At 58.4% G+C, this 13,559-nt stretch carries 13 protein-coding genes and 1 pseudogene; 9 read left to right on the forward strand and 5 right to left on the reverse strand.

Annotated features, from left to right (window positions below; genetic code table 11):
- Positions 1-151 precede the first annotated feature (151 nt).
- The 4 genes from pepA (at position 152) to EDF73_RS16255 (ending at position 5,706) form a co-directional block, all read left to right on the forward strand.
- Positions 152-1,663 carry a leucyl aminopeptidase gene (gene pepA / locus EDF73_RS16240; protein ID WP_132730130.1) on the forward strand — a complete coding sequence of 504 codons (1,512 nt, stop codon included), beginning with the start codon at positions 152-154 and terminating at the stop codon, positions 1,661-1,663.
- 119 nt (positions 1,664-1,782) lie between these two features.
- Positions 1,783-2,226, forward strand: coding sequence for a DNA polymerase III subunit chi (gene holC / locus EDF73_RS16245; protein ID WP_132730131.1), 444 nt, complete (start codon positions 1,783-1,785; stop codon positions 2,224-2,226).
- A complete protein-coding gene (locus EDF73_RS16250) occupies positions 2,226-5,081 on the forward strand; it encodes a valine--tRNA ligase (RefSeq protein ID WP_132730132.1) in 2,856 nt (951 codons plus the stop codon). The genes holC and EDF73_RS16250 overlap by 1 nt, the downstream gene beginning before the upstream one ends.
- A 121-nt stretch (positions 5,082-5,202) precedes the next feature.
- Entirely contained in the window at positions 5,203-5,706 is a 504-nt protein-coding gene (locus EDF73_RS16255; protein ID WP_132730133.1) for a GNAT family N-acetyltransferase, read from the forward strand.
- Between the two features lie 92 nt (positions 5,707-5,798).
- On the opposite strand, the gene miaE is transcribed toward EDF73_RS16255, so the two are convergent.
- The gene (gene miaE, locus EDF73_RS16260) at positions 5,799-6,563 is read right to left on the reverse strand and encodes a tRNA isopentenyl-2-thiomethyl-A-37 hydroxylase MiaE (RefSeq protein WP_132730134.1); all 765 of its coding nucleotides are present in this window, start codon (positions 6,561-6,563) and stop codon (positions 5,799-5,801) included.
- Positions 6,564-6,613: 50 nt separating this feature from the next.
- Positions 6,614-7,039, reverse strand: coding sequence for a ribonuclease E inhibitor RraB (gene rraB / locus EDF73_RS16265; protein ID WP_132730135.1), 426 nt, complete (start codon positions 7,037-7,039; stop codon positions 6,614-6,616).
- A 163-nt stretch (positions 7,040-7,202) separates the two neighbouring features.
- Between rraB and argF the strand changes: the two genes are divergently transcribed.
- Positions 7,203-8,207 (forward strand): ornithine carbamoyltransferase, encoded by a 1,005-nt coding sequence (gene argF, locus EDF73_RS16270; RefSeq protein ID WP_132730136.1) that lies wholly within the window; start codon positions 7,203-7,205, stop codon positions 8,205-8,207.
- Positions 8,208-8,314: 107 nt separating this feature from the next.
- Here argF and EDF73_RS16275 read toward each other — a convergent pair whose 3' ends face one another.
- Entirely contained in the window at positions 8,315-8,767 is a 453-nt protein-coding gene (locus EDF73_RS16275; RefSeq protein ID WP_132730137.1) for a YhcH/YjgK/YiaL family protein, read from the reverse strand.
- A gap of 193 nt (positions 8,768-8,960) precedes the next feature.
- Between EDF73_RS16275 and pyrL the strand changes: the two genes are divergently transcribed.
- The 4 genes from pyrL (at position 8,961) to ridA (ending at position 11,074) form a co-directional block, all read left to right on the forward strand.
- Complete coding sequence (gene pyrL / locus EDF73_RS16280) at positions 8,961-9,098, forward strand: pyr operon leader peptide (protein WP_165905732.1); 138 nt, start codon at positions 8,961-8,963, stop codon at positions 9,096-9,098.
- A gap of 2 nt (positions 9,099-9,100) precedes the next feature.
- Positions 9,101-10,036 (forward strand): aspartate carbamoyltransferase, encoded by a 936-nt coding sequence (gene pyrB / locus EDF73_RS16285; RefSeq protein WP_132730139.1) that lies wholly within the window; start codon positions 9,101-9,103, stop codon positions 10,034-10,036.
- 12 nt (positions 10,037-10,048) lie between these two features.
- Positions 10,049-10,510 carry an aspartate carbamoyltransferase regulatory subunit gene (gene pyrI / locus EDF73_RS16290; RefSeq protein WP_132730140.1) on the forward strand — a complete coding sequence of 154 codons (462 nt, stop codon included), beginning with the start codon at positions 10,049-10,051 and terminating at the stop codon, positions 10,508-10,510.
- A 177-nt stretch (positions 10,511-10,687) separates the two neighbouring features.
- Positions 10,688-11,074 (forward strand): 2-iminobutanoate/2-iminopropanoate deaminase, encoded by a 387-nt coding sequence (gene ridA, locus EDF73_RS16295; RefSeq protein ID WP_032689775.1) that lies wholly within the window; start codon positions 10,688-10,690, stop codon positions 11,072-11,074.
- Between the two features lie 58 nt (positions 11,075-11,132).
- On the opposite strand, the gene EDF73_RS27995 is transcribed toward ridA, so the two are convergent.
- Both EDF73_RS27995 and EDF73_RS28000 read right to left on the reverse strand, forming a co-directional pair.
- On the reverse strand, positions 11,133-12,191 hold the full coding sequence (locus tag EDF73_RS27995) for a family 20 glycosylhydrolase (protein ID WP_347812716.1): 1,059 nt from the start codon (positions 12,189-12,191) through the stop codon (positions 11,133-11,135).
- 135 nt (positions 12,192-12,326) lie between these two features.
- Positions 12,327-13,525: pseudogene (locus EDF73_RS28000) on the reverse strand (family 20 glycosylhydrolase); the annotation flags it as partial.
- Between the last annotated feature and the right edge of the window lie 34 nt (positions 13,526-13,559).

Raw genomic sequence — 13,559 nt, forward strand, 5'->3', positions numbered from 1 at the left:
GTTCCGCGTATCAGGTTTTTTTCTGACGAACCAAAGCCGTAATAACGTTAAGATTAACACGAAGTCACCGCAACCGCGGTCATGAGTTACGAAAGCTTTCAATTCTATCCGTAGCCACCGTCGTTGTCTTTAAGATTCAGGAGCGTAGTGCATGGAGTTCAGTGTAAAAAGCGGTAGCCCGGAGAAACAGCGGAGTGCCTGTATCGTAGTCGGCGTCTTTGAACCGCGTCGCCTCTCCCCGATTGCCGAGCAACTCGATAAAATCAGTGACGGTTATATCAGCGCGCTGCTGCGTCGCGGTGAACTGGAAGGTAAGCCTGGCCAGACGCTGCTGCTGCACCATGTGCCCAACATTCTGTCAGAACGAATTCTGCTGATTGGCTGTGGCAAGGAGCGTGAACTGGATGAGCGTCAGTATAAACAGGTCATTCAGAAAACCATCAACACGTTGAATGATACCGGTTCGATGGAAGCCGTCTGCTTCCTGACCGAACTGCACGTGAAAGGGCGTAACAACTACTGGAAAGTTCGCCAGGCCGTTGAGACCGCCAAAGAGACGCTGTACAGCTTCGATCAGCTGAAGACCAACAAAAGCGAGCCGCGTCGTCCGCTACGTAAAATGGTCTTCAACGTCCCGACCCGCCGCGAACTGACCAGCGGCGAGCGCGCCATCCAGCACGGTCTGGCGATTGCCGCCGGGATCAAAGCGGCGAAAGATCTGGGCAATATGCCGCCCAACATCTGCAACGCCGCCTACCTGGCTTCTCAGGCGCGTCAGCTGGCCGATACCTACAGCAAGAATGTCATTACCCGCGTGATCGGCGAACAGCAGATGCGCGAGCTGGGCATGAACTCGTACCTGGCGGTCGGCAACGGTTCGCAGAACGAATCGCTGATGTCGGTTATCGAATACAAAGGCAATCCGGCAGAAGATGCGCGTCCGATCGTGCTGGTCGGCAAGGGGCTGACCTTTGACTCCGGCGGGATCTCCATCAAACCTGCCGAAGGCATGGACGAGATGAAGTACGACATGTGCGGCGCGGCGGCGGTCTATGGCGTGATGCGCATGGTCGCGGAGCTGCAGCTGCCGCTGAACGTGATCGGCGTCCTCGCGGGCTGTGAAAACATGCCTGGCGGCCGCGCCTATCGCCCGGGGGACGTTCTGACCACCATGTCCGGCCAGACGGTTGAAGTGTTAAACACCGATGCCGAAGGCCGCCTGGTGCTATGCGACGTGCTGACCTACGTTGAACGTTTCGAGCCGGAAGCGGTGATTGACGTCGCGACGCTGACCGGCGCCTGCGTGATTGCGTTGGGCCACCACATCACCGGCCTGATGTCGAACCACAATCCGCTGGCCCACGAGCTGATCGGCGCCTCCGAGCTGGCGGGCGACCGCGCCTGGCGCTTGCCGCTGGCCGACGAGTTCCAGGATCAGCTGGAGTCTAACTTCGCGGATATGGCCAACATCGGCGGCCGCCCTGGCGGAGCGATTACCGCCGGTTGCTTCCTGTCGCGCTTCACCCGCAAATACAACTGGGCGCACCTGGATATCGCCGGCACCGCCTGGCGCTCCGGTAAAGCCAAAGGCGCCACCGGTCGTCCGGTCGCCCTGCTGTCGCAGTTCCTGCTCAATCGCGCCGGATTTAACGGCGAAGAGTAAGTTTGCAGGCCGGATCGCGCGAGGCGTATCCGGCCTGCAAAACGGCAGTAAACCGTAGGCCCGGCCAGCGCAGCGCAGCCGGGCAGTACGTTTAAATTCACCACAAGAAGCCCCATATCATGAGAAACGCAACGTTCTACCTTCTGGACAACGACACTACACAGGATGGCCTGAGCGCCGTCGAGCAACTGGTGTGTGAACTTGCCGCAGAACGTTGGCGCAGCGGCAAGCGCGTGCTGATCGCCTGTGAAGACGAGCAGCAGGCCATCCGCCTGGATGAAGCGCTGTGGACGCGCCCCCCGGAAAGCTTTGTGCCGCACAACCTGGCGGGAGAAGGGCCAAGAGGCGGCGCGCCGGTGGAGGTCGCCTGGCCGCAAAAGCGCAACAGCAGCCCGCGCGATATTCTGATCAGTCTGCGGCTAAACTTTGCAGATTTTGCCACCGCTTTCACAGAAGTGATAGACTTTGTCCCTCACGAAGACTCTCTGAAACAACTGGCGCGCGAACGTTATAAAGCGTACCGCATGGCTGGTTTCAACCTGAACACGGCAACCTGGAAATAATGGAAAAGACATACAACCCACAAGATATCGAACAGCCGCTTTACGAGCACTGGGAAAAGCAGGGCTATTTCAAACCGAATGGTGATGAAAGCCAGGAGAGCTTCTGCATCATGATCCCGCCGCCGAACGTCACCGGCAGTTTGCATATGGGTCATGCCTTCCAGCAAACCATCATGGATACCATGATTCGCTACCAGCGCATGCAGGGTAAAAATACCCTGTGGCAGGCCGGGACCGACCATGCGGGTATCGCTACCCAGATGGTGGTTGAGCGTAAGATTGCCGCCGAAGAAGGGAAAACCCGCCACGACTACGGTCGCGAGGCCTTTATCGATAAAATCTGGCAGTGGAAGGCGGAATCCGGCGGCACCATCACCCGGCAGATGCGTCGCCTTGGCAACTCTGTGGACTGGGAGCGCGAGCGCTTCACCATGGATGAAGGTCTTTCCAACGCCGTCAAAGAAGTCTTTGTCCGCCTGTACAAAGAAGATCTGATTTACCGCGGCAAGCGCCTGGTCAACTGGGATCCGAAACTGCGCACCGCCATCTCCGATCTCGAAGTGGAAAACCGCGAGTCCAAAGGCTCGATGTGGCACATCCGCTACCCGCTGGCCGACGGCGCGAAAACCGCTGACGGTAAAGATTACCTGGTGGTCGCCACCACCCGTCCGGAAACCCTGCTGGGCGACACCGGCGTGGCGGTGAATCCGGAAGACCCGCGTTACAAAGACCTGATCGGCAAATTCGTGATTCTGCCGCTGGTTAACCGCCGCATTCCGATCGTCGGCGACGAACACGCTGACATGGAAAAAGGCACCGGCTGCGTGAAAATCACCCCGGCGCACGACTTTAACGACTATGAAGTCGGGAAACGTCACGCCCTGCCGATGATCAACATCCTGACCTTTGACGGCGACATCCGCGAAAGCGCGCAGGTGTACGACACCAAAGGCGAAGAGTCCGCGGTTTACTCCGCAGAGATCCCGGCTGAATTCCAGAATCTGGAGCGTTTCGCTGCGCGTAAAGCCGTTGTGGCGGCCATCGATGCGCTCGGTCTGCTCGAAGAGATCAAACCTCACGATCTGACCGTGCCGTACGGCGACCGCGGCGGCGTGGTCATCGAGCCGATGCTGACCGACCAGTGGTACGTTCGCGCCGACGTGCTGGCGAAGCCCGCCGTAGAAGCGGTTGAAAACGGCGACATCCAGTTCGTGCCGAAGCAGTACGAAAACATGTATTTCTCCTGGATGCGCGATATTCAGGACTGGTGTATCTCCCGTCAGCTGTGGTGGGGTCACCGTATCCCGGCATGGTATGACAACGAAGGCAACGTTTACGTGGGCCGCACCGAAGACGAAGTGCGTCAGGAAAATAACCTCTCCGCCGACGTCGCCCTGCGCCAGGACGAAGATGTTCTGGATACCTGGTTCTCCTCCGCGCTGTGGACCTTCTCCACCCTCGGCTGGCCGGAAAACACCGACGCGCTGCGTCAGTTCCATCCGACCAGCGTGATGGTTTCCGGCTTTGACATCATCTTCTTCTGGATTGCCCGCATGATCATGATGACCATGCACTTCATCAAAGATGAAAACGGCAAGCCGCAGGTACCGTTCAAAACGGTCTATATGACCGGCCTGATTCGCGACGACGAAGGGCAGAAAATGTCCAAATCCAAGGGTAACGTCATTGACCCGCTGGATATGGTCGACGGCATCTCCCTGCCGGAGCTGCTGGAGAAACGTACCGGCAATATGATGCAGCCGCAGCTGGCGGAAAAAATCGCCAGACGCACCGAGAAACAGTTCCCGAACGGCATTGAGCCGCACGGCACCGATGCCCTGCGCTTCACTCTGGCGGCGCTGGCCTCCACCGGCCGCGACATCAACTGGGATATGAAGCGTCTGGAAGGTTACCGTAACTTCTGTAACAAGCTGTGGAACGCCAGCCGTTTCGTGCTGATGAATACCGAAGATCAGGACTGTGGCTTCAACGGCGGCGAAATGGTGCTCTCCCTGGCCGATCGCTGGATCCTCGCGGAGTTCAACCAGACCGTCAAAGCGTATCGCGAGGCGCTGGATAACTTCCGCTTCGATATCGCCGCCGGCATCCTGTATGAGTTCACCTGGAACCAGTTCTGCGACTGGTATCTGGAGCTGACCAAACCGGTGATGACCGGCGGTTCCGCAGCCGAGCTGCGCGGCACGCGTCATACGCTGGTGACCGTGCTGGAAGCTCTGCTGCGTCTGGCGCACCCGATCATTCCGTTCATCACTGAAACCATCTGGCAGCGGGTGAAAACCATCGTCGGTATCGATGCGGACACCATCATGCTGCAGCCGTTCCCGGTTTACGATGCGGCGCAGGTTGATGAAGCGGCGCTGGCCGATACCGAATGGCTGAAGCAGGCGATCGTCGCGGTGCGTAATATCCGTGCGGAAATGAACATCGCGCCGGGCAAACCGCTGGAACTGCTGCTGCGCGGCTGCAGCGAAGATGCGATTCGTCGTGTTAACGACAACCGCAGCTTCCTACTCAACCTGGCGCGCCTGGAAAGCATCACCGTGCTGCCTGCCGATGATAAGGGTCCGGTTTCCGTGACCAAAATCATCGACGGCGCCGAGCTGCTGATCCCGATGGCGGGGCTGATTGACAAACAAGCCGAGCTGGCGCGTCTGGCGAAAGAGGTCGCGAAAGTCGAAGCGGAGATTGGCCGTATCGAAGGTAAGCTCGCCAACGAAGGCTTCGTCGCCCGCGCGCCGGAAGCGGTGATTGCCAAAGAGCGCGAGAAGCTGGAAGGCTACGCGGAAGCGAAAAGCAAACTGATCGAACAGCAGGCCGTTATCGCCGCGCTGTAATCCTCCCGCCCCTTGCCTGTTCAGGCAAGGGGCGTTTTTATCCACGATACGCGCTTGCGCTCCCCCCGCTCCCGATGTTATTAACAACACCATCCGTCATTTTTTTGCTATGAGTAATCGTATGAATACGATCGCGACCGTTACGGCGTCGCTGCGCCGCATCACCGCTGAAGACAATGCTGCTATCGCCAACGTTATCCGCCAGGTTTCTGCGGAATACGGGCTGACGGCCGATAAGGGCTACACCGTAGCCGACCCCAACCTCGATGAGCTTTTTGAGCTCTACAGCCAGCCGGGCTCCGCCTACTGGGTGGTTGAACAGGATGGTCGGGTGGTCGGCGGCGGCGGAATTGCCCCGCTGGCTCATAGCGAACCGGATATCTGCGAACTGCAGAAAATGTATTTTATGACCTCTGCCCGCGGACAGGGGCTGGCGAAAAAGCTGGCGCTGCTGGCGTTAGATCACGCCCGCGAGCAGGGGTTCAAACGCTGCTATCTGGAAACCACCGCCTTTCTGAAAGAGGCCGTCGGGCTATATGAGCACCTGGGGTTCGAACATATCGACGGGCCCCTTGGCCGCACCGGACATGTGGATTGCGAAGTGCGAATGCTGAAAACGCTGTAAGCGCTTGCCCCGCCCGCGCGCTGCCTGCGGCGGCTCCCGGCACTCAGGTCACCCGGATAAGACGCGCAGCGTCGCTATCCGGGAACATCGCATCAGGCGATAACCGGCACGCCGCTGTGAAAGCGGAACTCCGCCTCCGGAGCGTTAATTAACGCCGCTTCCGCCTCGCCAAGCTGGCGTATGCGTTCGCTGATATCCTCATCGGCGATCTGCTGCGCCAGGTCCAGGTAGTCCTGATAATGGCGCGCCTCCGAACGCAGCAGCGACAGGTAAAACTTCTGCAGGTCTTCCTCCAGCCACGGCGCCAGCGCGGCAAACCGCTCGCACGAGCGCGCTTCAATATAGGCGCCGCAAATCAGCTTATCGATCAGCATCACCGGTTCGTGAGAACGCACCTCTCTGCGCAGCCCGCGGGCGTAGTTGCTGGCGGTGATTTTGACGTACGGGATGTCGTGCGCCTGCATCATTTCGCGCACCTGCCAGAAGTGATGCAGCTCTTCTTTAATCAGCAGGACCATGCTATCTATCAGCTGGCGGCCCCAGGGGTCGTCGGTTTGCGGCATGGTGCTTTTATTGATTCGCTTATGCAGCGCGACGAAATCCGGCTCCGGCCCCCAGCGGTAGGTGAAGTCCTCATACGGCTTGAGACAGGCCAGCAGTTCGTCGGCCCCCTCTTTATCGGCGACATATTTACGCACCAGCAGCAGCGCATTTTGCGCCGCCTTTAGCTCACAGACCATGTGATCGGTCAGCAGCAGCGGAAGATTTTCCGCTTTACGGGCTTCATCAATCCACGCCTGAGGCGTTGGACAGTGCAGGAAATTCAGTACGGGGGCGAGTATTTGCGGGTAATCCATGAATGATCCTTGCTATACGGCGGCGGGCGCCGCCGTATCCATCTGCAACCTTAGTGGCGAACCCCGTCGTCGTCTTCATCGACGAGATCGTCATCGTCTTCTTCGTCGCCGTCTTCGCCGTTAGGATCTTCGTAGTACGTGCCCCAGCCGTCATATTCCACGCCGAATTTTTCCGCCAGGTTCAGCAGCTGCTCAACCTGGGCGTCGATCAGCTCCACTTTCAGCGCGCTTTCGCTCAGGATATCGCAGCAGATAACCACATCGCCTTCTTCGACTTCCAGCTCTTCCGGCTCGGTCACTTCATAACCCAGTTTGAACGCTTCTACCGCCACTTTCTCCAGCGTTTCGAAGTCGTCGGCAGAGAGATGGTGCTCAATGGTGTACAGGGCGTCCGGATCGCTGCCGTCTTCGAGCAGCTCTTCGATTATCAGACGCGTTTCTTCACGCTGTTCTTCCAGTAGTTCCGGGTTTGCCATGGCTCGTTCCTCATAATGTGCGGCAGATACTTCTATTGTCACATACCGCCGTGATTGCCTCCACCTTTGCGCGAAAGATTTGTGCAATGGGGTTGCAAATGAATATTCATACATATAAATTGAATTTTAATTCAATAAGTGGCTTAAGCCATGTGAGGGAACCATGTCCGAGTTTTATCAGAAGCATTTTTTAAAGTTGCTTGATTTTACCCCAGCAGAAATTACCGCCCTGCTGAAGCTGGCGGCCAGACTGAAAACCGATAAGAAAAACGGTATTGAAATCCAGTATCTTGCTGGCAAAAACATCGCGCTCATCTTCGAAAAAGACTCTACCCGCACCCGATGCTCTTTCGAAGTTGCCGCATACGATCAGGGTGCCCGCGTCACTTATCTCGGGCCAAGCGGCAGCCAGATCGGCCACAAAGAATCGATTAAAGACACGGCCCGCGTGCTGGGGCGGATGTATGACGGTATTCAGTACCGCGGCCATGGCCAGGAAGTGGTCGAAACGCTTGCCGAATATGCCGGTGTTCCGGTGTGGAACGGCCTGACCAACGAATTTCATCCCACCCAGCTGCTGGCGGACCTGCTGACCATGCAGGAACATCTGCCGGGGAAAGCCTTCAACGACATGACCCTGGTCTATGCCGGCGACGCCCGCAACAATATGGGCAACTCGATGCTGGAAGCGGCGGCCCTCACCGGGCTGGATCTGCGCCTGGTGGCCCCGACGGCCTGCTGGCCGGAGGAGGGCCTGGTGGCGAAGTGCAAAGCGCTGGCGCAGAAAAACGGCGGTAACATTACCCTGACCGAAGATATCGCGGCGGGGGTTAAGGGCGCCGACTTTATCTATACCGACGTGTGGGTGTCGATGGGCGAAGCCAAAGAGAAGTGGGCCGAGCGTATTGCGCTGCTGCGTGATTACCAGGTGAACAGCGCGATGCTGGCGCTGACCGGCAATCCGCAGGTGAAGTTCCTGCACTGCCTGCCGGCGTTCCATGACGATCAAACCCTCCTGGGCCAGCAGATGGCGGCGGAATACGGCCTGCACGGCGGGATGGAAGTGACCGATGAGGTCTTTGAGTCGCCCGCCAGCATCGTCTTCGATCAGGCGGAAAACCGGATGCATACCATCAAAGCGGTGATGGTCGCGACGCTGGCGAAATAACCTTATCAGCTCTGAGTTATCCTCCCGGATAGCGGCGCCAGCGCCTTATCCGGGCGACCTGACTCAGCACCCTCGCGCCGGCCAGCATAACGCCACCGGGGCTGGGGTTACGCCACCCGCATCTTCACCACCGCCTTACGCACTTTTGCCGGCTCCCCCACCGCACACAGCGGCTTATGCACTTCTCCGGGATAAAACACCACAAAGTCGCCCTCATTGAGGATCACGGTTTGCTCCTGCTCGCCGGCGGGCAGAAACGCGATGTCTTTCTCCGCCAGCCAGTCGGTATCCGGCGCCCCGGCAGGCCGCGTGCTGAAGGTCATCCCCTCCTGGCCGCGCAGTACGATCTGGATATCCAGATAACGCACATGATATTCGGCGCGGCGAGCGGCGAGCGGTTCGGTACTGTCTTCTGAGATCAGATAAAACAGCGTGTTGCCGTCAATATCGTGTTTACCGGGCGGCGTCTCCGCGGTGACGTGCGCTTTAATGTATTCAATCGCCTGACGCAGCGCGTCCGGCAGCCAGGCCTGCAGATGGTGAATGTGACCGACGATCATAATAACCCTCAAATATAAAACGGCTTTTCATTTTCGTTTTTATACGCCCCCTGGCGGTACCATACCAGCTCTTTTTTATGCTTTTTTGCGCTGACGCAAGCTTATCGAAGCAATCGTTTTCTTGTTTGCGTACTAATCGCTTGATCCGAAATTTGAGCTGCGTATAATGCCGGTCGATTTGCCGGGAGGAAGCATGGTCTACTGCGTACGACATTCTGTCTTACCGCGTCTGAAAACAGGCGCTGGCGTAGCGTTTTTCTTTCCGTTGCTCAAGAATTCTCGAAGCCCCTTATTCAAGGGGCTTTTTTTTTGCCCAGGCGTCAGGAGATAAACATGGCTAACCCGCTATATCAAAAACATATCATTTCCATAAACGATCTCAGCCGAGAAGACCTCGAACTGGTCCTGGCGACCGCTGCAAAACTAAAAGCGAATCCACAGCCAGAACTGCTGAAGCATAAGGTTATCGCCAGCTGTTTCTTTGAAGCCTCCACCCGTACCCGTCTGTCGTTTGAAACCTCGATGCATCGCCTCGGCGCCAGCGTGGTGGGCTTCTCCGACAGCAGCAACACTTCGCTGGGCAAAAAAGGCGAAACCCTGGCCGACACCATTTCGGTCATCAGCACCTACGTTGACGCCATCGTCATGCGTCACCCGCAGGAAGGGGCCTCGCGCCTGGCCACCGAATTTTCCGGCGGTATTCCGGTGCTCAACGCCGGCGACGGGGCGAACCAGCACCCGACGCAGACCCTGCTGGATCTGTTCACCATTCAGGAAACCCAGGGGCGCCTGGAAAACCTCAACGTCGCGATGGTCGGCGACCTCAAGTACGGCCGCACCGTCCACTCGCTGACCCAGGCGCTGGCGAAGTTTAGCGGCAACCGTTTCTACTTCATCGCCCCGGACGCGCTGGCGATGCCGCAGTACATCCTTGATATGCTGGATGAAAAAGGAATTGCCTGGAGCGTGCATAGCGCCATCGATGAGGTGATGGAAGAGGTGGATATTCTGTACATGACCCGCGTCCAGAAAGAGCGTCTGGATCCATCCGAATACGCCAACGTCAAGGCGCAGTTTGTCCTGCGTGCCGCCGACCTCGAAGGCGCCCGACACAACATGAAAGTGCTGCATCCGCTGCCGCGCATTGATGAAATCACCACCGATGTCGATAAAACGCCGCACGCCTGGTATTTCCAGCAGGCCGGCAACGGCATCTTCGCACGCCAGGCGTTACTGGCACTGGTACTGAATAGCGAGCTGGCTCTGTAAGGGGGAACGACCATGACACACGATAATAAATTGCAGGTAGAAGCCATTAAACGTGGCACCGTCATTGACCATATCCCTGCGCAGGTGGGCTTTAAGCTGCTGACGCTGTTCAAGCTGACCGAAACGGACCAGCGCATCACCATCGGCCTGAATCTGCCGTCAGGTGAAATGGGCCGCAAGGACCTGGTAAAAATCGAGAATACCTTCCTCACCGACGAGCAGGTTAACCAGCTGGCGCTGTACGCCCCGCATGCCACGGTCAACCGCATCGACGATTATGAAGTGGTGGGTAAATCGCGCCCGAACCTGCCGGATCGGATCAACAACGTGCTGGTCTGCCCGAACAGCAACTGCATCAGCCACGCTGAGCCGGTTTCTTCCAGCTTTGCGGTCAAAAAGCGCGCCAATGATATCGCGCTGAAGTGCAAATATTGTGAAAAAGAGTTTTCACATTATGTCGTTCTGGCCAACTAATTGAGGTTGGTATTGGCGACCCGGCTCCCTATAATGGCCGGGTCCCCTACGCGCTATCCTGCAAGCGGCCTCTTTGTCGGCGGCGTGAGCGCCCACGGCGACTCGCTCCCTGCCGCATCGATGCAACCCCAAGGATTCCGCGTCACTACTTAATCATGCTGTTATTCAGGAGAACTCATGTCTAAAACTATCGCGACGGAAAATGCACCAGCAGCAATCGGCCCGTACGTTCAGGGTGTTGATCTGGGTAGCATGATCATCACTTCCGGCCAAATCCCCGTCGACCCGAAAACCGGTAGCGTGCCGGAAGATGTCGCCGCGCAGGCGCGTCAGTCTCTGGACAACGTGAAAGCTATCGTGGAAGCGGCAGGCCTGAAAGTGGGCGATATTGTTAAAACCACCGTATTCGTCAAAGATCTCAACGATTTCGCCACCGTGAATGCCGCTTATGAAGCGTTTTTCAGCGAGCATAATGCGACCTTCCCGGCACGTTCCTGTGTTGAAGTGGCGCGCCTGCCGAAAGATGTGAAGATCGAGATCGAAGCGATCGCGATTCGTCGCTAAGCGCTTCTTTCCCCTCACCCGCCCGCTGTTAAGTCACGCGTCGGGTGAGGGAGTTTCCTCACTCTACCTTCGTCGCCCGCAGCAGCTTCTCCAGCGGATAGACCGCCGCAATCACCAGCTCATCCTGGGTTTTCGCCGCCTCGTCGAGCTGCGCCTGAACCGAAGCATACTCTTTATCGTCCAGCGTCCCCTGACGCGCCACCAGATCGGTCAGCCGCAGGCCTAACGTCGCCAGTTTATCCACCTGCTGTACCACCGGCCCGATCGCCGCCAGCTGATAGCTATTTTCCGTCAACGCCTGAACATCGGCGGTGTTATTTTGCCAGCGGCTAAAGATATGGCGTAACGCGTCCGCGCTTTCGTTGTCTTCCGCATCGCTGATTAAACGTTCCGCCCAGCGGTCGAGGCTGCGGACGGTGGCGCTTTCCGCGGGCAGCGCATCGGCCAGGCGGTTTAACGGCTCGAACAGATCGTAATGGTTGGCCTGGAATTTCAGGTGCTGACGGGTGTAGTAGTGCGCCGGTTCCAGCGCCTGGGCGAGGATTTGCAGCGGCAGGGTGCTGCTGCCGTTGGCCAGGCGCGTGAACTGCACCAGCTGCTGGGTATGCTGCTGCAGGCCGACCGAGACCGTTGACCAGCTGTCCATCGCCTGCAGGCGCTGATACATATTGTCGCTATCGTTAACATCCTGCGCCGACCACAGCCGCTCCGCCACCGCGAAGGCCCGCGGCCACAGTTTAATATCCAGCACCGGCGCCGCGACGTTTTCCGCCCACAGCGCCGCTTCACCGCCGAGCAGGTTCTTCTGCTGGTCCGCGCCGGGGACCACCGGCGGCGTGCCCTGAGGCACCGCTTCCAGCCTCTGCCCGCTGACAGGATAGCGGGCGTTGCCCAGCAGGAAATAGCCGCTCAGCTTATCGTCGTTCACGCTCAGTACCGGCCGGGTTTCCCCCATCCAAGTGTCGACGCGGAAGGTCAGCCGATCGTCGCCTGACCATTCAATATCCTGCACCGCACGGCGGGATTTACCTGTGAAGTCAATAAAGCCGCGCCAGCCGCCCTCGCCTTTGACCAGGGTAAAAGTGCCCTCTACCGCGCTTCCCTTCAGCCTTGGCATGGTGAAGCTCCAGCTCTGGGCGCTGTCGTTGTCGCTAATCGTATCAACGCCGTTGAGCCCCTGCGGCACGATCTCATTGCGGTAGTGGTAGGCGGTGTACTGCGGCTGGTCGAGATAAAAACCGGTGGAAAGGATCCCGCGATAGCCCTGTTTGGTCACCTCTCCCAGCGCGTCCTGCCCCTGCCAGGACTGGATCAGAATGCTTTTTGGCAGATCGGGGTGATAGATTTCATCCCAGCCCACCATCTGGCGATGGTATTTTTCGAGGATCGTCTCCAGCTTACGGTTGAAATACGCCTGCAGCGCGTGGCTATCGGCCAGCCCCTTCTGGCGCATAAATTTCTGGATCGCCGGGTTCGCCTGCCATTGGCTGTCATCGACCTCATCGCCGCCGATATGCAGATAGGGATCGGGGAAGATCGCCGCCAGTTCGCCGATCATCGCCTCGGCAAAGGCGTAGGTGGCCTCTTTCGTCGGATCGAGTACCGGTTTGAGTACTCCCCAGTGGCGCTCCATTTCATACGGCCCCGGGGCGCTCATCAGCTCCGGGTAGGCCACCGCAATCGCCGACGCATGACCGGGCATATCGATTTCCGGCACCACCCGGATACCGCGTTCCGCGGCATAGCGCACCACCTCTTTCATCTGCGCCTGGGTGTAATACAGCCCGTCGCTGGCCTTCTGCTGCAGTTTCGGATAGCGCGTGGAGCAAAGCGCCAGCCCTGATCGTCAGTCAGATGCCAGTGGAAAACGTTCAGTTTGGCCGCCGCCATGCCGTCGATCTGCCGCTTGATGGCGTCCAGCGGCATAAAGTGGCGCGCGGAGTCCAGCAGCAGCCCGCGCCACGGGAAGCGCGGCGCATCATCGATCGTAACGTAAGGAATCGCGGTATTCTCGGGCCCGTTCTGAATCAGCTGGAGCAACGTTTCCATGCCGCGCAGCGCGCCAAAGCGGGTGTTCGCCCGCAGCGTCACCCCGTCGGCCGCGACCGTCAGCTGATAGCGTTCGTCGCTATCGGGACGGGGGAGCGGCGGCACTTTTTTGCCAATCACTACGTTAATCGTCGGCGTTTTCACCGGCGCCACCTGCGGCTGCAGCGTCCAGCCGGTCTGGCGGGCAATACGTTCCCGCCAGCGCCCCACGGCGTCGCCAAGATCGTCGCCGCTGACGCTCAGCGTCAGTTGGTTATTGAGTACTAACGCGCCCTGCGATTGCGGGCGTTCAACGTGGGCCGGCCACGGCATCAGCGGCAGGTCGCCGGCCGGGGCGGCCTGGGCCAGAGCGCCGAAGAGTAGTCCGCTGCTCAGCAGGCCGTAGCGCACAGTGTTAAGCATGAGTTTTCCTTTTGATGACGGGCCAAAAAAAAGC

This window comes from Klebsiella sp. BIGb0138, assembly GCF_004342285.1.
GTDB lineage: Bacteria > Pseudomonadota > Gammaproteobacteria > Enterobacterales > Enterobacteriaceae > Klebsiella.

Bases quoted from the DNA above. Each gene is read 5' to 3' on its own strand.
- EDF73_RS16275 (WP_132730137.1), bottom strand. From the start codon at position 8,767: ATGATCGTCGGTCACATTCACCATCTGCAGGCCTGGCTGCCGGACGCG.
- pyrI (WP_132730140.1), top strand. From the start codon at position 10,049: ATGACACACGATAATAAATTGCAGGTAGAAGCCATTAAACGTGGCACC.
- pyrB (WP_132730139.1), top strand. From the start codon at position 9,101: ATGGCTAACCCGCTATATCAAAAACATATCATTTCCATAAACGATCTC.
- miaE (WP_132730134.1), bottom strand. From the start codon at position 6,563: ATGGATTACCCGCAAATACTCGCCCCCGTACTGAATTTCCTGCACTGT.
- EDF73_RS16250 (WP_132730132.1), top strand. From the start codon at position 2,226: ATGGAAAAGACATACAACCCACAAGATATCGAACAGCCGCTTTACGAG.
- argF (WP_132730136.1), top strand. From the start codon at position 7,203: ATGTCCGAGTTTTATCAGAAGCATTTTTTAAAGTTGCTTGATTTTACC.
- EDF73_RS27995 (WP_347812716.1), bottom strand. From the start codon at position 12,191: ATGCCAAGGCTGAAGGGAAGCGCGGTAGAGGGCACTTTTACCCTGGTC.
- EDF73_RS16255 (WP_132730133.1), top strand. From the start codon at position 5,203: ATGAATACGATCGCGACCGTTACGGCGTCGCTGCGCCGCATCACCGCT.
- holC (WP_132730131.1), top strand. From the start codon at position 1,783: ATGAGAAACGCAACGTTCTACCTTCTGGACAACGACACTACACAGGAT.
- ridA (WP_032689775.1), top strand. From the start codon at position 10,688: ATGTCTAAAACTATCGCGACGGAAAATGCACCAGCAGCAATCGGCCCG.
- pepA (WP_132730130.1), top strand. From the start codon at position 152: ATGGAGTTCAGTGTAAAAAGCGGTAGCCCGGAGAAACAGCGGAGTGCC.
- pyrL (WP_165905732.1), top strand. From the start codon at position 8,961: ATGGTCTACTGCGTACGACATTCTGTCTTACCGCGTCTGAAAACAGGC.
- rraB (WP_132730135.1), bottom strand. From the start codon at position 7,039: ATGGCAAACCCGGAACTACTGGAAGAACAGCGTGAAGAAACGCGTCTG.